This is a genomic window from Nocardioides sp. P5_C9_2, assembly GCF_054049555.1.
In genome coordinates, this window is record NZ_JBFUMD010000020.1 from 1 (window position 1) to 17,112 (window position 17,112).

At 70.7% G+C, this 17,112-nt stretch carries 18 protein-coding genes, 1 tRNA gene and 1 riboswitch; of the genes, 9 read left to right on the forward strand and 10 right to left on the reverse strand.

The annotated features are described in order from the left end of the window. Window positions 1-16 precede the first annotated feature (16 nt). Genes tmk through ACXJKL_RS02140 form a run of 4 tightly spaced genes read left to right on the forward strand, consistent with a single transcriptional unit; the run spans window position 17 to window position 3,996 of the window. Window positions 17-649 carry a dTMP kinase gene (gene tmk / locus ACXJKL_RS02125; RefSeq protein WP_457205395.1) on the forward strand — a complete coding sequence of 211 codons (633 nt, stop codon included), beginning with the start codon at window positions 17-19 and terminating at the stop codon, window positions 647-649. Beyond that, window positions 646-1,827: a DNA polymerase III subunit delta' gene (locus tag ACXJKL_RS02130; RefSeq protein ID WP_457205396.1), complete on the forward strand. Its 1,182-nt coding sequence runs from the start codon at window positions 646-648 to the stop codon at window positions 1,825-1,827. Before tmk ends, ACXJKL_RS02130 begins: the two co-directional genes overlap by 4 nt. Next, window positions 1,824-3,380, forward strand: coding sequence for an alpha/beta hydrolase (locus ACXJKL_RS02135; RefSeq protein WP_457205397.1), 1,557 nt, complete (start codon window positions 1,824-1,826; stop codon window positions 3,378-3,380). The genes ACXJKL_RS02130 and ACXJKL_RS02135 overlap by 4 nt, the downstream gene beginning before the upstream one ends. Before the next feature lie 16 nt (window positions 3,381-3,396). Then, window positions 3,397-3,996, forward strand: a complete 600-nt coding sequence (locus tag ACXJKL_RS02140; RefSeq protein ID WP_457205398.1) for a methyltransferase — start codon at window positions 3,397-3,399, stop codon at window positions 3,994-3,996. On the opposite strand, the gene ACXJKL_RS02145 is transcribed toward ACXJKL_RS02140, so the two are convergent. Continuing rightward, window positions 3,997-4,212, reverse strand: a complete 216-nt coding sequence (locus ACXJKL_RS02145) for a CDGSH iron-sulfur domain-containing protein (RefSeq protein ID WP_457205399.1) — start codon at window positions 4,210-4,212, stop codon at window positions 3,997-3,999. Next, window positions 4,209-5,174 (reverse strand): iron-containing redox enzyme family protein, encoded by a 966-nt coding sequence (locus ACXJKL_RS02150; protein WP_457205400.1) that lies wholly within the window; start codon window positions 5,172-5,174, stop codon window positions 4,209-4,211. Before ACXJKL_RS02150 ends, ACXJKL_RS02145 begins: the two co-directional genes overlap by 4 nt. A 166-nt stretch (window positions 5,175-5,340) precedes the next feature. On the opposite strand from ACXJKL_RS02150, the gene ACXJKL_RS02155 reads away from it, so the two are divergent. From ACXJKL_RS02155 to ACXJKL_RS02165, 3 genes are all read left to right on the forward strand, one after another. Continuing rightward, window positions 5,341-5,416: transfer RNA gene (locus tag ACXJKL_RS02155), tRNA-Thr, on the forward strand. 301 nt (window positions 5,417-5,717) lie between these two features. After that, window positions 5,718-6,806, forward strand: a complete 1,089-nt coding sequence (add, locus tag ACXJKL_RS02160; RefSeq protein WP_457205401.1) for an adenosine deaminase — start codon at window positions 5,718-5,720, stop codon at window positions 6,804-6,806. Window positions 6,807-7,484: 678 nt separating this feature from the next. Further along, on the forward strand, window positions 7,485-8,801 hold the full coding sequence (locus tag ACXJKL_RS02165; RefSeq protein ID WP_457205402.1) for an NTP transferase domain-containing protein: 1,317 nt from the start codon (window positions 7,485-7,487) through the stop codon (window positions 8,799-8,801). Between the two features lie 189 nt (window positions 8,802-8,990). On the opposite strand, the gene ACXJKL_RS02170 is transcribed toward ACXJKL_RS02165, so the two are convergent. The 4 genes from ACXJKL_RS02170 to ACXJKL_RS02185 form a co-directional block, all read right to left on the reverse strand. Further along, the gene (locus tag ACXJKL_RS02170) at window positions 8,991-9,467 is read right to left on the reverse strand and encodes an SRPBCC family protein (protein ID WP_457205403.1); all 477 of its coding nucleotides are present in this window, start codon (window positions 9,465-9,467) and stop codon (window positions 8,991-8,993) included. Continuing rightward, window positions 9,464-10,207 (reverse strand): mycothiol-dependent nitroreductase Rv2466c family protein, encoded by a 744-nt coding sequence (locus ACXJKL_RS02175; protein ID WP_457205404.1) that lies wholly within the window; start codon window positions 10,205-10,207, stop codon window positions 9,464-9,466. The genes ACXJKL_RS02170 and ACXJKL_RS02175 overlap by 4 nt, the downstream gene beginning before the upstream one ends. A 189-nt stretch (window positions 10,208-10,396) precedes the next feature. Then, window positions 10,397-10,786, reverse strand: coding sequence for a DUF1801 domain-containing protein (locus ACXJKL_RS02180; protein ID WP_457205405.1), 390 nt, complete (start codon window positions 10,784-10,786; stop codon window positions 10,397-10,399). A 220-nt stretch (window positions 10,787-11,006) separates the two neighbouring features. Further along, complete coding sequence (locus ACXJKL_RS02185) at window positions 11,007-11,282, reverse strand: STAS/SEC14 domain-containing protein (RefSeq protein WP_457205412.1); 276 nt, start codon at window positions 11,280-11,282, stop codon at window positions 11,007-11,009. A 14-nt stretch (window positions 11,283-11,296) separates the two neighbouring features. Further along, window positions 11,297-11,362, forward strand: a riboswitch (guanidine-III (ykkC-III) riboswitch). 64 nt (window positions 11,363-11,426) lie between these two features. Here ACXJKL_RS02185 and ACXJKL_RS02190 point away from each other — a divergent pair. Together ACXJKL_RS02190 and ACXJKL_RS02195 are read left to right on the forward strand one after the other, a co-directional pair. After that, window positions 11,427-12,617, forward strand: coding sequence for an aminotransferase class V-fold PLP-dependent enzyme (locus tag ACXJKL_RS02190; protein ID WP_457205406.1), 1,191 nt, complete (start codon window positions 11,427-11,429; stop codon window positions 12,615-12,617). An 87-nt stretch (window positions 12,618-12,704) separates the two neighbouring features. Beyond that, the gene (locus ACXJKL_RS02195) at window positions 12,705-12,917 is read left to right on the forward strand and encodes a hypothetical protein (RefSeq protein ID WP_457205407.1); all 213 of its coding nucleotides are present in this window, start codon (window positions 12,705-12,707) and stop codon (window positions 12,915-12,917) included. A gap of 185 nt (window positions 12,918-13,102) precedes the next feature. Here ACXJKL_RS02195 and mftF read toward each other — a convergent pair whose 3' ends face one another. From mftF to mftD, 4 genes are all read right to left on the reverse strand, one after another. Next, window positions 13,103-14,509 (reverse strand): mycofactocin biosynthesis glycosyltransferase MftF, encoded by a 1,407-nt coding sequence (gene mftF, locus ACXJKL_RS02200; RefSeq protein WP_457205408.1) that lies wholly within the window; start codon window positions 14,507-14,509, stop codon window positions 13,103-13,105. Beyond that, window positions 14,506-15,252, reverse strand: a complete 747-nt coding sequence (locus ACXJKL_RS02205) for a mycofactocin-coupled SDR family oxidoreductase (protein WP_457205409.1) — start codon at window positions 15,250-15,252, stop codon at window positions 14,506-14,508. Before ACXJKL_RS02205 ends, mftF begins: the two co-directional genes overlap by 4 nt. A gap of 14 nt (window positions 15,253-15,266) precedes the next feature. Then, window positions 15,267-15,950, reverse strand: a complete 684-nt coding sequence (gene mftE, locus ACXJKL_RS02210) for a mycofactocin biosynthesis peptidyl-dipeptidase MftE (protein WP_457205410.1) — start codon at window positions 15,948-15,950, stop codon at window positions 15,267-15,269. 4 nt (window positions 15,951-15,954) lie between these two features. Then, window positions 15,955-17,112: pre-mycofactocin synthase MftD (gene mftD / locus ACXJKL_RS02215; RefSeq protein ID WP_457205411.1), on the reverse strand; the 1,158-nt coding region annotated here is incomplete at its 5' end.

Sequence of the window (17,112 nt, forward strand, 5' to 3'; positions counted from 1 at the left end):
CCCGTAGGGTGTGCGCGTGAGCAGACGCGTCTATGCCGACACCGGCGTCTTCGTGTGCTTCGAGGGCGGCGAGGGTGCGGGCAAGTCGACCCAGTCCCGGCTACTGGCCACCTGGCTGGAGGAGCGCGGCCACGCGGTGCTCCTCACGTTCGAGCCCGGTGACACCGAGGTCGGCAAGGCGCTGCGGCAGATCGTCCTCAGCCCCGAGACCGGCGAGCTCTCGCACCGCACCGAGGCGCTGCTGTACGCCGCGGACAAGGCCGAGCACGTCGACACCGTCGTGCTCCCGGCGCTGGCCCGGGGCGAGGTCGTCATCACCGACCGGTACGTCGACTCCTCGCTCGCCTACCAGGGGGCCGGCCGCGACCTGCTGGTCGCCGACGTGGAGCGGGTCAACCGCTGGGCGACGGGCGACCTGCGACCGCACCTGACCGTCGTGCTGGACCTGGCGCCGGAGGCCGGCCTGGGCCGCTTCACCGAGCGCGACCGGATCGAGGGCGAGTCCGTGGAGTTCCACCAGCGGGTGCGGCAGGGCTTCCTCGACCTCGCGGGCGCCGACCCCGACCACTACGTCGTGCTGGACGCCCGCGCCCCGGTCGAGGAGATCGCGGAGGCCATCCGCGCGCGGGTCGAGGTGCTGCTGCCGTGAGCGCTCCCTCGGGCCGGGCCTCGTCCGGCAGCGTCTGGGACGACCTCGTCGGCCAGCGTCCGGTCATCGAGTCGTTGAGCCGGGCCGCCGGCGGCGACGGGATGACCCACGCGTGGCTCTTCACCGGGCCACCGGGCTCGGGCCGCTCCAACGCGGCGATCGCCTTCGCGGCGGCGCTCCAGTGCGAGACCGGCACCGGCTGCGGCACCTGCAAGTCGTGCCGCACCGTCCTGGGCGGCAGCCATGCCGACGTCAAGGTGGTCCGCACCGAGAAGCTGTCGATCGGCGTGGACGAGGTGCGCGACCTGGTCCGCAGCAGCGCCCTCGCCCCGGCCGGCGATCGGTGGCAGGTGATGATCGTCGAGGACTCCGACCGGCTGACCGACCAGGCCTGCAACGCGCTGCTCAAGGCGATCGAGGAGCCGACGGCGCGGACCGTGTGGCTGCTCTGCGCGCCGACGACCGAGGACGTCCTGCCGACCATCCGGTCCCGGTGCCGGCTGGTGTCGCTCACGACCCCGACGGCCGTCGACGTCGCCGCCTTCCTGGTCCGCTCGGTCGGGGTGGGCGAGGAGCTCGCCGCCCACGCGGCCCGGGCCAGCCAGGGGCACATCGGTCGCGCCCGGGCGCTGGCACGCGACGAGGAGACGCGGCGCCGCCGCCGCGAGGTCGTGTCGCTCCCCGCCCGCCTGACCACGCTCGGCGCCTGCATGACGGCGGCCACCAACGTCCACGAGGTGAGCAAGGTCGAGGCCGAGGTGCAGACCGCCGACCTGGACGCCCGCGAGAAGGTCGACCTCGACACGGCGTACGGCGTGGAGGCCCGCGGCCGCCGGCCGCGGGAGTACGCCCCGGCCCTCAACGCCCTCGAGAAGGGTCAGAAGACCCGGGCCAAGCGACGCGTGCTGGACGTGGTCGACCGGGCGCTGATGGACCTCGTGTCCGTCTACCGTGACGCGATCGCGGTGTCGGTCGGTGCCCCCGGCGACCTGGTCAACGAGGAGATCCGGGCCGACGTCGCCCAGCTGGCGCGGGTGGCGACGCCCGAGCAGCTGCTGGTGATGATCGACGCGATCTTCGCCGCACGCGAGCAGATGCTGGAGTTCAACGTGCCGCCGCAGCTGGCGCTCGAGTCGATGATGGTGGCGCTCAGGCTGCCGACGGGGTCAGGCCGATGAAGAAGCTCGTGGCAGTGGTGCTGGTCGTCGCGCTGGTGCTCCTCGCCGTCGGCACCGGCGCGGTCGTCATCTGGAGCTCGTTCGCGGACTCCAGCTCCTCGGGGCCGAGCCGTTCGTCGCAGCGGGCGCCGGCCCGCGACGATGCCGACGCACGCCGGGCGCCGTCGGTCGACCTGCAGGCCTTCTACGACCAGGAGATCGACTGGTCCTCGTGCGAGGGCGACCGCGACTGCGCGACCCTCGAGGTGCCCGTCGACTACCGCGACCCCGGGGGCGACACCCTCGACCTCGCGCTGCTGCGGGTGCCCGCGACCGACGAGGCGCAGGGCTCGCTGGTGGTCAACCCCGGCGGCCCCGGTGCGCCGGGCACGGACTACGCGGCCGCCGCCGGCCAGGTCCTTCGCGAGCCGTTGCTGCGAGCCTTCGACGTCGTCGGCTTCGATCCGCGGGGGACCGGTGACTCCAGCCCGGTCGACTGCCTGAGCGACGACGAGCTCGACGCCTATATCGCCGGCGACCCGGACCCGGACGACGCGGCCGAGGAGGAGCAGTACGCCGCCGACGTCCGTGCCTTCGGTGCCGGCTGCGCCGCCTCGGGCGAGGTGGCCCGGCACGTGTCGACCATCGAGGCCGCCCGGGACATGGACGTGCTGCGCGCCGCGCTGGGGGAGTCGACGCTCACCTACCTGGGGGCGTCGTACGGCACCAAGCTGGGCGCGACCTACGCCGAGCTCTTCCCCGACCGGGTCGGGCGCTTCGTGCTCGACGGGGCGGTCGACGTGTCCCTCGACAACCGCCAGCTGGGACTCGAGCAGGCCGCCGGGTTCGAGACCGCGCTGCGGGCCTACGTGCAGAACTGCATCGACACCACCGAGTCGTGCTTCCTCGGCGACAGCGTCGAGGAGGGACTGGCGACGATCGACGGGCTGCTGGCCGACATCGAGGAGTCCCCGCTGCCCACCAGCAGCGACCGCGACCTCGCGATCGGCAACGCGTTCTACGGGATCGTGGCGCCGCTCTACAACCGCGACTACTGGTTCATCCTGAGCGCCGCGCTGGGCAGCGCCCTCGACGGCAACGGCCAGGCGCTGCTCGAGCTGGCCGACCTCTACTCCTCGCGGGGCGAGGACGACTACGCGGACAACAGCACGGAGGCCAACGTGACCATCAACTGCCTCGACGACCCGTCCTCGGTGCCGTTCGACGCGGTGCGCAGCTCCTATCCCGCTTACGAGGAGGCCTCACCGACCTTCGGCCGGATCTTCGCCTGGTCGCTGACCACGTGCAGCGGCTTCCCGCTCCGCGCCACCGAGAAGCCGCTCGACATCCGCGGCGAGGGCGCCGCCCCGATCCTGGTCACGGGCACGACCCGCGACCCCGCGACCCCGCTGAAGTGGGCCGAGGCGCTCGCCGCCCAGCTCGACTCCGGCGTGCTGCTGCGGCGCGACGGCGACGGCCACACGGCGTACAACTCGGGCAACGAGTGCGTGGACACCGCCATCGAGGACTACCTCCTCGACGGCACGGTGYCGGCCGACCCCACGGACTGCTGAGTCGGGAGACGCCGAGATGCCTCGTTCGATGACCTTCGGGTCGCTCACCATCGGCTACGACGAGTCCGTGCTCGAACCGCGCCCGTGGGTGCTGCTCCAGTCGGAGTGGGCGCGCGAGGTCCTCGCCGACGCCCCGCCCGGACCGGTCCTCGAGCTGTGCACCGGCGCGGGCCACATCGGGCTGATGTCCCTGGTCGGCAACGACCGCCTGCTGGTGGCGGTGGACGCCGACCCGAGCGCCTGCCGCTGGGCCGAGCTCAACGCCGAGGCCAACGGACTCGCCGACCGCGTCGAGGTCCGACAGGGCCGCCTCCAGGACTGCGTCGGCGCCGGCGAGCGGTTCGTCCTGGTCGTGGCCGACCCGCCCTGGGTGCCGCGCGCCGAGGTCGGGCGCTTCCCCGAGGACCCCGTGCTCGCGATCGACGGCGGCGCCGACGGGCTCGACGTGGCGCGCGCGTGCCTGGACGCGGCGGCCGAGGCGCTCGATCCCGGCGGGTCGCTGCTGCTCCAGCTCGGCACCGACGCCCAGGCCCGGGCGCTGGCCGACGAGCGCTTCAGCCCGGTGGCGCGCCGGTACGGCGAGCGCGGAGTCGTCGTCCACCTCCGCCGGGCCTGACTAGCGGTCGCGCGCGTCCTGGAGCAGCTTGTGCGTGCCGTCGCACCAGGGCGCGCGGGCGCTGCGACCGCACCGGCACACCGCGCTCACCGGCCGGGTCGTCCGGTGCTGCACGCCGTCCGCGTCCTCGATGACCGCCTCGCCGCGCACCAGCATGGGACCGTCGGGGCACAGCACGATGTCGGCGCGGGTCTCGGGCTGCTGCGCGCCAGTCATGCGACGCCCCACCGCGCGAGCATGGCCGTCGCCGTGTGTGCCTCGAGGTCCAGGCAGGTCCACGCTCCGAAGAGCACGTCCTCGGCCAGGGCCGGCTCATTGGTCACCAGGGTGCCGCAGATCTCGCGTACCGCGACCTGGTCGTGCACTGAGTCGGCCTCGACGTGCTCGTCGTAGTAGGCCCGCATCTCGGGGGGAATCCCGAGACGCTCGAATCCCTGCACCAGCTGGCGCGACGGCACGGAGCTGGTGGACTCGAAGGCCGCGAAGTGGCCCAGCGCCGCGCCGCGCAGTCGTCGGTGCATGCCGAACATGGACGTGGCGTTGTTCTGCTCGAGCACCTCGGTGATCGCCTCGTCGACGTACGCGTTGGGCTCGCTGGTCAGACCGCACGCCTCCATGCCGCGGGCGAACAGCCGGTGGTGCAGGCGCCGCGGGTCGCCCGCGCCGTACTCGTCGTACTGGACCTCGACCAGCGCGGCCTTGGCGGTGCCGCTTCCCAGCCGCGGGATCACCCAGGTCGTCGGGTCAGCCTCCTTGAGGTGGTAGAGCGAGCGCTGCCGCAGCAGGTCGTGCGCCTGCTCGACGGAACCGTGCCGCTGAAGATGGCGCGCCAGCGAGGGACCGTCGTCGCCGGCGATGAGGTCGGACAGGTCCCTCACCAGGTCGCCGCTGCGATCGGTGGCCGGCATCCGCTTGCGCAACCGCTGCTCCAGCTCGCCCTCGAGGCGCCAGCGCAGGGCCACCAGGTCGGGGTGCCACTCCCAGCGCTCGTCGACGTCGGTGAACCCCCGGTAGGCGAGCTCGTGCAGCACCCAGAGGGCGAGGGTGTCGTCCTCCGTACGGCGTTGCTCGACCTCGTCCGGATCCGGCCAGGCGGGAAGTCGTTCGAGGAAGTTGCCCGAGAGGGCGGACACGAGGGCGCCGCTCACGGCGCCGCGAGGAGTGGGGAGGGCGGCCATGACGTCATCGTGCCGCCTGGCGCCCTGGGATGGCACACCCCCTCGGAGACGGTCAGCGCCCCGGGCGTCCCGGTGACGACGCGGCGCGGCCTGATTTCGACCGCCGTGCGGTGGGGCGTTATCCTTCTCCAGTTGCCCGGCCGGTCTGACTCCAGCCGGGCAGCACGCCGCCTTAGCTCAGTCGGTAGAGCGAATCACTCGTAATGATTAGGTCGTCAGTTCGATTCTGACAGGCGGCTCCACTGAAGGCCCCTGACCTGCAGAGATGCATGGCGGGGGCCTTCGTGCTCGTGTCGGTAGCGCAACTGCTCAACACATGGTCGACACAGATTTCTTCGAGGACGGCGGCGGCCTGCCTCCGCGCTGCCGGGATGCGCAAGGCGCCTAGCGTCGCGTAGACGGCGCCCACCTCGCCGCGATCCGGCGTCACGCTGCCCACCGGAACAGCCGATGAGAGTGCGAATCCGAACGCATGACGTGATCTCCGGTGCACAGAGCGTGCTGCGGATTCCACGGCCGCACCAGTCGTGCCATTCTGAAATCATGACGGGTCTCGCGGCGGCCCTCGACGAGTTGCCCAAGGTCGAACTGCATTGCCATATCGAGGGTGCCATGCGGCCCTCCACGGTGGTGGAACTCGCACGGGTCAACGGGATCCCGCTGCCCACCGAGGACCCGACTGCGCTGTACCGGTACGACTCGCTCGATGGGTTTCTGGACGTGTTCTGGCTGGTGCAGTCCACGCTGTGCACGCGTGCGGACTGGACACGTCTGGCCTACGAAGCCGTTCTCGACAGCGCTGCTCACGGAGTGGTTCACCAGGAGTGCTTCTTCACCCCCACCCGCCACCTCGTGGCGGGGCAAAAGCTCGGCGACATCGTGGCCGGACTCGACGAAGGCATCGCGGCCGCCGAGGAGGAGACCGGTAGTACCTGCCTGCTCATTGGTGACATGGACCGTGCCTTCGGGCCCGCGGCCGGCCGCGACCTCGTCAAGGAACTCGCCGGGCTCCGGACATCCGGTGCCCCGGGGGGCGAGCGGGTCATCGGGGTCGGAATGGACTCCACCGAGCTCGGCATCGACTCCACCACGTTCCTCCCGGGCTATGATCTCGCCCGGTCCGCCGGCCTCCGTCTCACCGGCCACCAGGGTGAGAACTCCGCGGCCTCCGACATCGCCGCGTGTCTCGATGTCCTGGGCCTCGAGCGCATCGACCACGGCGTCCCCGTGCTCGATGATGTGGACCTCACCGCCCGTATGGTCGACGAGCAGATCCCGATCACCGTCTGTCCGACTTCCAACGTGGTCATCGCACGCTGCTTCGACCGCCTGGAAGACCATGTCTACCCCCGCATGCGCGACGCTGGCCTGCTCGCGACGGTCAACACCGACGACCCCGCCCTCAGTGACCTGAACCTCGGCCAGGAGTACGCAGCTGTAGCGCGCGCGTTTGAGTACACCTGGAGCGACATGGTGCAGATCGCTCTCGATGGCGTTGAGGCCTGTTGGCTCCCAGAATGGGACAAGGCCGCGCTGCGGCTGCGAATAGTCGAGGCGGGGACGACTCTGCAACCCGACAACGACTCAAACGCACAGCAGGCAGACCAGACAGGTATGCCGCACGAGCGATGAGGGCAACGCGGTCTCGTCATGCCGCAGGCAGCGTGCGCTCACGCGCGTCATACCCCCGCCTGCCCGCGCATGGGTGACCGTCCCTCATGCCGCCAAGCGACTGACGGGCTGCGCGTCTCCACTAGGGCGACGACGCGCGCCTGCCGCACATGCGCATTCTCCTGCGCCAGCGTTCTAGCGCTGGCTAGTCTCATCTCGGCTCGCTTCTCACCCCCCATCTTGGAGGATCGGGTCACCCCTGCGTCGGCGCAGTGTCATCCCCCCGGTCCCACTGCGTCGGCGCCGACCTTCGCGGGTCATTCCTCAGCGTCGGGTCCCTGGTCGGCCCACCATTCGCGGTCGCGCTCCTCAAGCACGTCCTGGAGGTCACGCCACGCCTCGTAGTCGTCGGCGGGCTCAGGTGCTGACTGGGTCACCCGTCCATGGTGCGCGGGGTCGCATCCAGGCACAACGTGCCGCGGCCTCTTACGTGGTCGACGAGCTCGGGGCCTGCATCCCAGGTGGATCRAGCGCGACCAGACGAGCCTGAACGAAAGGTCGCAACGAACACGATGGCGGGAGGGGCGGCATTCGCGGCAGTAACGTCACGTCGCCGTCTCAGCACTTTCCAGGACGCTGCCCATGTCGCGCAGCGGCGATCCATACGGCCTCACCAACGTGCTGACGCATACTCCAGCCATGGACCCGCGCACGGAGACCGTTCCCCAGCCACGGGCGACCAGTGCGGTCGTGGTCACCGCGGAGTCGAAGCACCGCTCCCGCTCCCTCCAGCCGACGGTGCTGCGCCGGGTGGGCGGCGTCACCCTGCTCGACCGCACGGTCAAGGTGCTGCGCGAAGCAGGAGTGACCCGGATCGTGGTGGTGGCCGGCTACCGGAGCGAGGACGTGGCGGCGACCATCCACTCGCACGGCCTCCCGGTCGAGCTGGTGGTCAACCCCGACTGGCAGCAGGGCACGTCGACCTCGGTGCTGGCCGGCCTCCGTCAGGTCGACGAGGACCGGTGCCTGGTGGTCATGGGTGACCACGTGTTCGAGGCCGACGACGTACGGCGGCTGATGGCCGCACCGGGCCGCAACGTGCTGGCCGTCGACCGTGACCCCCAGCGCCAGGTGGGCGGCCTGGGAGGGGTGCCCCCCGTGCGGGTGCGGACGGCGGACGACGGCCGACTGCTCGAGCTGGCAGCCGACCTGAAGGAGTACGCCGCGGTCGACGCCGGCCTCAGCTCCGTCCACGTCGCCGACGTCCTGGCCGCGACCGCCGATACACCGGCGATGCCGTGGTCCGCCGTGCGGCGGCGGATGCTCGACCATGGCCTCGAGATGACGACCTGCGACTTCACCGGGCTCTGGGCGGCCGTCGACACACCCGAGGGAGTGCGGGCCCTGGAGCGGGTGATGTGGCATCGGTACGGGCCGAAGCCGACCGACCAGATCATTGCCCGGACCGTCAACCGGCGGATCTCGGGGCCCCTGACCCGCCAGCTGCTGCGGACCGGGCTCAGCCCGCATGTCGCGACGTTGCTGGCCTTCGCCACCACGCTCCTCGCGTCCGGCCTGATCGCGGTCGGCGACTGGTGGGCCATGGCCGCGGGCGGGCTCGGCGTCCTGCTCGGCTCCGCGCTCGACGGCGTCGACGGCGAGCTGGCGCGAGTAAGCGGCCGAGCCTCGCGCCGCGGCGCCGCGCTCGACACGTTGCTGGACCGCTACGCCGACCTCGCTGTGGTGGTCGGCCTGGTCATCGGCGCCGGCCACGCGGAGACCGCCTGGGCCTGGGGGTTCGCCGCCGGGTGCGGCTGCCTGCTGATCTCCTACGTCCACGCGGTGGGCCGCGACACCGACGTGCGGTTGCTCTTCCGGCGCGAGGTCCGGTTGCTGATCTTCGCCCTGGCGGCGATCAGCGGCCTACCGCTGTGGGGGCTGGCGATCGTCGCCGTCGCGGCCAACCTCGACACGGCGCGCGGCGTGGTGCTGCTCCTGCGAGCGATGCACACCTGATGCCAGCCGACCTCGAGGTCGGACTCGAGGGTGCCCCACCCCGCCGCCTGTCGGGCACTGCCCTCGTCTCATCTAGCCGATGAGACGACTTCGTCAAAAGGAAGGCGCCGGTGGATCTGGGTCGGCGGGTCAATAGACAAGGACGGTACGAGGCGCGCGTTGCTCTCCCCGGGCTCTTCGCCGGTGGGATCAGTTGGTCTCTGCGATCTGCTTGATTGCGGCGAGGGTCGTGGGGATCCCCGCATGGGCTTGCCGGGTGCGGTCCTCGATCTCGTCCATGGCCCTGTCACCGAACTTGTCCGCAAACATCATCAGTCCGTCCGGGAGGAACTCCCAGGTCTCGGTCAGCCGCGTTCCCGCTCCCACCGACTCGAAGGTGAAGCCCCACCGCACGAACGCCCCACCCACGACCCAGGCGAACTCCCTGCCGCGGTCGGCTGCGACCACCTGGGACCGGGTTTCCCAGGTGCGGTTCGGGAGCTCGTTGCGGCCGGTGAACCAGGCGCCGACCCGACCCGCGTCCGCCTCGTCGTCCCACCAGCACGCCGTACAGACCGGGCTCCACTCACCGGTCCGCGTGATGTCACTGACCAGGTCGTAGACCGCCTCGGGGGTGGCCGCCACGATCACCGCCTCCTGGTGGGTCCTCGACTCCGACTGCGTCATCCGCGCTCACTCCTCTGTCGCCGGCTGCCACCGTGCCAGTCCTCCTGCTTGCCGACGGCGCCGGGCTCAACGCCGAAGCCGACCAGTTGAGGTTGCTCGCGCAGGCTGCGCTTGAGCTCGGCGAAGCCGGGGAACCGGGCCAGCCCGACCACGTGGTCCCACAGCTCCCCGGCCCGGTCGGGCTCGGGGAGGCGGCTGATGACGGGGCCGAAGAACGCCACACCGTCCGGGGGTTCGAAGTGGATGATGGGCGTGCCGACGTCCCTTCCGGTCAGTGCGAGGGCCTCGTCACCGTCCGCGCGGATCGCGGCGTCCCACGAGGTGTCGTCGAGTGCGTCGGCCAGCTGGGTGGGCAGGCCCACCTCGGTCAGGATGGGCTCGAGGAACTGACGGGTGCCGTGTCGCTCACGGTCCGCCCCTTCGTCCGCGGGGTCGGTGGGAGGCGCGTCGAAGATGTGTGCCCCGAGCGCCGCTTGGAGCGAGTCCACGGCCTGGCTGCCGTGCTCCTGCCGCGCGCGGGCCACCGCGCGCAACAGGCGCAGTCCGTCGTTGTGCCCCGCCTCGTACTCGGGCGGGAAGTGGGCGTCGTAGTCGATGTGCTCGTTGATCAGCCGCAGCGAGATGAACCGCCAGTCCACCGACAGGTCGCGTTCGGCCTGCACCATCCGGATCCACTTGCTGGTCAGCCAGCAGAAGGGGCACACCGGATCGAAGTAGAAGCGGATGTCAGCGGAAGTCATGGATCGACACTATGGCGCGGACTGCAAAGTGGAGCTGCCGAACGCCGACGTGGGCGCTGACGCGATCACTGAGACGAGGTCCAAGCGTGGCGTCGGTCCAACCCGAGATCAGTCCGACCAAGGCCGTTGGTGTGCTGCGTCCATTCATCGCGATCGGCGTGGGTAGCACCGATCGTCCGAACCGGGATCTCATGGACGGCTGAGTCGGCGCCATCCGCCTTGCCTGTTGTTGGCGACGATCTCACTCAGGATGTCCTGCAGGGCATCCCGGTTGATCTCATCGTGTTCGTAGATCTGGATCGCCCGGGCGGTCGCGTTTCCCCGTCCTTGGTTGATGAGCCCTTGGGGGTCGGTGACGGTCGGATCGTAGAGGAAGAGGTTGACATGGTCTTTCGTCGCCAGCAGGGCGCAGACATTGCCGTCGAGGACGAAGTAGGGCTGCACGGTTCGCTTGATCGTTTCCTTGATCTCGGGGTCCGTGGCCCAGATCGTTTCGCGGAGCTCCTCGCATATCGACTGTTGCCACGAGGGCAGCTGGGCGAGGTAGGCATCGACTCCAGGATGTGCTCGTCCCGTCATGATCGGATTGTGACAGGAGCGGGCCTCTCCGGCTCCAGCTCTCCGGCCAGCCAGGAGTCCTGGTGGACCGCATCCAGACCATGTCGGGGCGCCTGAGTTGTTGCACTGGCGGGGACTCGGAGGTGTCCCCTTCCGACGCCTGTCGGCGTAGCTCGGAACGTCCTTCCACGCCGGTGACACCGCGCATCCGTCATCCTTGTCACGTGGGCTCCGCGAAGTACTACGGACGTCTCGTCCGGGACCTCGATGGGTGGATCTCGGCGTCACAACCGGCGCCGGGGCGCATTCGAGTGTCGGTCCCGCAAGCCGGGCGCGGACACCGAAGAGCTTCATGGTCGGCCCGGACCCGTCCTGCGTCGGTGACGACCGCGATGCGTCCGAAGGACGACGCACGGCGCGCGCCGAGCTTGAGGTCCTCCCACACCGCTTCTCCCTCGTACTCGTCGAACTCCGGGCCGAGGACGTAGACGAGGCGCACCCTGCCGTGTTCGGCGATGCGTAGGCTTGCCCGAGCCCGGCATGATCGTGCTGGCCCGGACGAGGTGCGTCGTGCCCGGCAGGACAAGACGACGCAGAAGGAGTCTGTCGTGTCTTGCTGCAGGGCGGATCGTGGCGTCGCTCATTCGAGGGCGTCGTCGAGGTGAACGCTCCACGGGCCAGTCGTGACGCCGACGGCGCGTTGCTCCCGCGGCAGATGTACGCGGCTCTCGAGGAGTACACCTACCTCAACCAGGCATCCCTGGGGCTCGTGCCCCGCCCGACCATCGAGGCGATGACGCGGTTCCTCGAGGAGGTCGGCCAGTACGGCAACGTCCGACTGTCCGACGACGCCGAGGCAAGAGTCCTGGACGGCGTACGGCAGGCCGCAGCATCGCTGTTCGACGCCCCGCCTGGATCGATCGCGGTGCTGGCTGGGGCGAGCGAAGGGCTGGGGCAGCTTGCCGCGGCCCTTGCCTCGGGACTGAGGTCGAACGCACCCGAGGTCGTGCTGGTGACCACCGACTTCCCCAGCGTCACGTACCCGTGGCTCGCCGCCAGTGGTCGGAGCCATGCCACGCCACCTGTCCTCCGCTGGGTCGTCGACGAGCCCGGCAGCGATCTCACCGACGGGCTCATCGCAGCGGTGAACGAGCGGACCGGCGTCGTGTGCGTGAGCGCGGTGCAGTACGCGACCGGCACGAGGATCGACGTCGCCGCCGTGGCCCGCGCAGCGCACATGGTGGGGGCCCGTGTCGTCGTCGATGTGACCCAGCTTGCGGGTGCCGCCCCGGTGAGCATGAGGGACTGGGGCGTCGATGCCCTCGTGTGCAGCGGGTACAAGTGGCTCTCGGCCCACGGCGGCGTCGCCCTCGCCGCGCTGGACGCCGACCTGGCCGAGCTCGTGCCTCCGGTGGTGGGATGGATGGGGGCTGAGGATCCCTTCGACTTCACCGCGACGGACCTCAGACTGGCCTCTGGCGCCCGCCGCTACGAGTTGTCCACGATGTCGTACGCCTCTGCCGTCGGGCTGCAGCACTCCATCGACCTGCTCAGCAGCGCAGGTATCCCCGCGCTCGCCGATCACTCACGCCTCCTGGCCCACGAGCTCGTCGACCTCGTGGCCCCGTCCGGCTGGTACCCGTTCCGTCGAGCAGGGGACCCAGCCGCCAGCCACCACCTCATCTCGTTGCGACACCCCCGCGCTTCGGGACGCGACGTCCAGGCAGCACTGGCTCGAGACCACCTGGTCTTCACCAGCTCACGAGTCGGCGGCATCCGCGTGTCCCYGCACGGTTACAACACCAGTGACGTCCTCCACGCGCTCGCCAGGGCGCTGACCCGCGTCACCTGAGCTCGCCGCGACGCGGAACCAACGGCTGACCGGCCCGCGCGGAGAAGCACCACCTCGGCGGCGCAGGAGCCACACGAGGTCTAGGTGTTGGCGATCAGGAGTCAGCGGATCGGTGTCGGCGCCCTGGCCGAAGCCGCGGCGGCTGGTCCCTCGAGAGCCCGGGCGATCGAGTTCGTCCGCCCCGCCGCGACCAATGACCTGGTGGGAGACCCGGAGTGGGAGCCGGTCATCGACGCTGTCGGCAGGTTCGCCGACGCCCTGGTCCAGCGGCCCGCCTCGAAGTCTCGTTTCCAGCGCTGAGGAGGCTCATCAGGCACCGGGACGTTTCGTACGGACGGACAACCAGGCCGACAGTGCTTGAAGTGTGAAGGCTCGCGGTGAGGTCTCTGGTTGACGTGGGCGAGCGACCGGTGCTGGGCGTCCCGCCATGACTTGCTCGTGGTCATCCGGTGGATGCGCGCAGCGGGATGCGACCGTTCCCGCGCCTACCAGCGGCCGGTCCGGCGCGGTCGAAGTGAGGTGATGGAGCGCAACCGGAGTGCGCCCCACCAGAGACCTGAGCCGTAGGCGAGGTCGTCGAGGCGGCGTCCGGCGAGCAGGATCCAGAGCGGCAGGTCCTTGTCCGTCCTCTCCGTGACCGCGACCCAGGTGTCGACCACCAGCGCCGTCACGACGGCACGGCGTACGTGCGCAGAGGGCAGGGCAAGCAGCGCGACAGGCCACCAGTGCCTCAGCAGCAATGCCGACTCCTGGCGGACCGCCCATCCGACGCCCCGCACCGACATGTCGACGGCCACCCGGGTCCGAGTGAACCCCTCGACCCCCTGCGGCAACGCCCGGTGCACCGATCGGGCGGCGGCGACCACCCCGAAGGTGACGACGGGTGCGGACCACCGGTGGCGCAGCAGGGCCGCGGCGGCCGACACGGCCATCACGGGCGACAGGACCGCCGGTGCGGTGCGCGACCCGTGGCGCTGTGCCAGGGTGGCTCCGCCCGACCCGTAGACGAACTTGCGTCCCAGCCACCCGCGGACAGTTCCCCGCACGTCGTGGTGCGCGGTCACCTCGGGCGCGTAGCGCACCCGGTGCCCCCGCGCGGTGAGGCGCCACACCAGGTCGACGTCCTCCCCGACCCGCATCGCGGCATCGAAACCGTCCCCCAGCAGGGAGGCTCGCGCGACCAGGCACGCGCTGGGCAGCCACGCGACCGCTGCTCCCGGGCGGACCGAGCCGGGCCGGTCGCCGAGCGTGAGGGAGGACGCGACGGCGTCGTACCGCTCGAACCAGCGAGGGTGCTCCGCGCGTGCGCGACCCATGATCCTGGGTGCCACGAGCGCCACGGACGGATCCGCCAGGTGCTGCGTCAGTCGAAGCAGGTCCGTCGACGTGACCTCGACGTCGGAGTCGACGAAGCCGACGAGCGGGGTCGTCACCGCGGCCAGGCCCGCGTTGCGAGCCGCGGCCGGCCCGACGTTGATGGGCAGCGGGACCAGACGGGCGCCGTGTCGCCGGGCGACCTCGGCCACCGGTGCGGGGTCCTCAGAGGCATCGTCGACGACGATGACCATCAGCGGTGCCAGGGAGGCCAGGCACCGGTCCAGCTGTTCCGGTCGGTCGCGTACCGGTACGACGACGCTGAGCTCCTGGGGGGACGCGGGGTTCGTGGAGGCGACGACCGGATGGGCGAGGTTCGTGTCGAGCAGCCGGCCGGCCAGCTGGGCGGAGACCGTGTCGGTGACGGTGACCCCGCGGTCGATGAGATGTGCCGCGGCGGCGGGAGCCAGTCGCAACGCGGTGATCGGCGACCCGCCGATGAGGGTGCGACCCGAGTCGAGGCTCAGCGTCCGCTCATCCATGGCCACCCGGAAGCCGACGGGCAGCGGCTCGGTCATCCGCTGAACCCTCCGTCGGCGTGGAGCACGGTGCCGTTGACGACGCCACCGGCTGGTGAGACGCAGAAAGCGATGGCGGCCGCGATCTCGGCGGGGTCGATGACGCGGCGGATGAGCTGGTGGCTGACGAGCTCGTCAGTGGGGACGTCGTACAGAGCGGCGGTCGCGCGCAGCATGTCGGTGTTCGTGGACCCCGGGGAGACAACGCTGGCGGTGATGCCGGTGCCGACGAGATCGGCAGCGAGACCCTTGACCATCCCGACGACGGCGTGCTTGGCGGCGTTGTAGGCGGCCATCCGAAACAGTCCGTGGGTGCCGGCAGCGGAAGCCACGGCCACGAACCGGCATTCCTGGGGGAGAGGGCCGGCGAGCATGGCGGGCACGGTGGCAGCAGCCGTGTTCCAGACTCCCTTGGCCACGACGTCCCACAGGGTCTGCAGCTCGTCGTCTGGCGTTTCCCAGAGCGGCCTGCCCCCGTGGATGACGCCCGCCGCGGCAACAGCGGCATCAATACGTCCCCATCGCCGTACGCCCTCGGCGACCGACTCCTCCAAGGCACGGCGATCGCGCACGTCGACCACCCGGCTCATGACCTGGTCACCGTGCGCGGCCGAGATCGCCGCGAGCTGCTCCCTCGTGGCCAGCGGCGGTCCCTCACAGGAGTCGAGCGCCATGACATGCCAGCCATCGGCCACGAGGCGGTCGACCGTCGCCGCACCGATGCCGCGAGCGGCGCCTGTCACGACCGCGACGCGACTCACCCTGCCTCGACCGCTGCGGCCTGTCGAGAGGTCTGCTTGACCACCTCGTCCACCATGCGCACAAACAGTTTCGCTCCTTCGGCGCCGCTGGCTCCGGTGGGATCACCCAGCACTCCATTGGGTGAGACCGCAGCAACGCCGCCTTGCCTCATCAGGGACAGGATCTCGCGAATGGGACGTGTGTCGCCAGGTTCTGCCCTGTCGAGACGAACGGTCCAGGGACTGAGGTGCAGCATGAGAGAAGTCTCGGTGCGACCTGCGTGGAGGTCGAGGAACTCGGTCGCGCATGCCACCCAGCCGACGTTGTGCCCCTCCGAGATCACCTGCTCGACCGCCTTGGACAGGGCGGCTACGTTGCCGCCGTGGGCGTTGACGAACACCACGCGCTGGGCCCAGGTGCGCATCGAGCGGACAAGCTCGACCACTGTCAGACCAAGGACGTCGGTGCCGATGGACGTCGTCCCGGCGAACGACTGGTGCTCACCGCTCGACCCGTACGCGAGCGCCGGCGCCACCCATGCGTCCAGTCGTTCGGCCGCGGCGCGGGCGACGGCCGTCGCGATCACGGTGTCGGTGTCGAGGGGGAGGTGGGGCCCGTGCTGCTCGAGGGAACCCACCGGCACCAACACCAGGCCACCTTCCCGAGCGGCAGACGTGGTCGCTTCCTGCAGCAGCTTCATCGTGCTACCCCTCGGCCGCGACGTTCACGCCGACGGGACGGCCGGCTCCGAGCGCGCGGTGGAAACCGTCCGGGACCAGCAGGTGCTCCGGCGTCAGTTCCTCGAGCGAGGCGACTCCCAGCCCGAGGAGGGCGGAGTCGATGCCGGAGCGCAGTACGTCCAGGACGTTGCCGACGCCCTGCTCGCCGTTGGCGGCGAGGCCCCAGAGGTAGGCGCGGCCGATCATCACGGCGCGTGCGCCGAGGGCGACGGCCTTGACGACGTCGGAGCCGCGTCGGATGCCACCGTCCATGACGACGTCGAGGTCGTGCCCGACGGCGTCGGCGATCGGCTTCACCATCCGGATGGCCGCAGGGGTCCCGTCGAGGTTGTTGCCGCCGTGGTTGGAGACCGAGAGCGCGGCCACCCCGACGTCGCGGGCTCGGAGAGCGTCGTCGATGCGGCAGACGCCCTTGAGCATGAACGGTCTGCCGCCGCTGATCTGGGTCCACTGCTCGCGCATCCACGCGACGTCGTCCCACGACGGCGGCGGGGTGGTCATCCACTCGTAGTACGCGGTGAAGAACGTCGGCGCCTCGCCACCGGGCGGGGCCAGGTTGGGTGCGGTGAGGTCGGGGATCTGGCCCGTGCGGCCGAACTCCCACAGCCACCGGGGCTTGGTGGCGACCTTGGGGGCCATCCGGACCATCGTCTTGAGGTCGACCTTCTCGGGGATCTCGGGGCTGCCCCAGTCCCGGCCCATCGAGAAGGACCAGTCGAGGGTGGCGATCAGGCCCACGGACCCGGCGTCATGGGCGCGCTGCATGCGCTGCACCACCACGTCGCGATCGCCGGTCCAGTACATCTGGAAGAACGTCCTGGCGCCGGTGGCGGTCACCTCCTCGACGGACTTGGACGCGAAGTTCGACAGGCCCATGACGGTGCCGCGCGAGGCCGCGGCCCGTGCCACGGCGACCTCGCCGTCGGGGTGCACGGCCTGTACTCCGGTGGGGCTGATCAGGACGGGCAGCGAGATGTCCTGGCCCATCACCGAGGTGTCCATCGTGCGCTCTGGCCGCAGGCCCGCGACGTGCGGGGCGACCCCGAGCTCGGCGAAGGCCGACTGGTTGTCGGAGATCGTCTGGCCGCGCTCGGAGCCGGCGACCAGTGCGCCGTACACCGG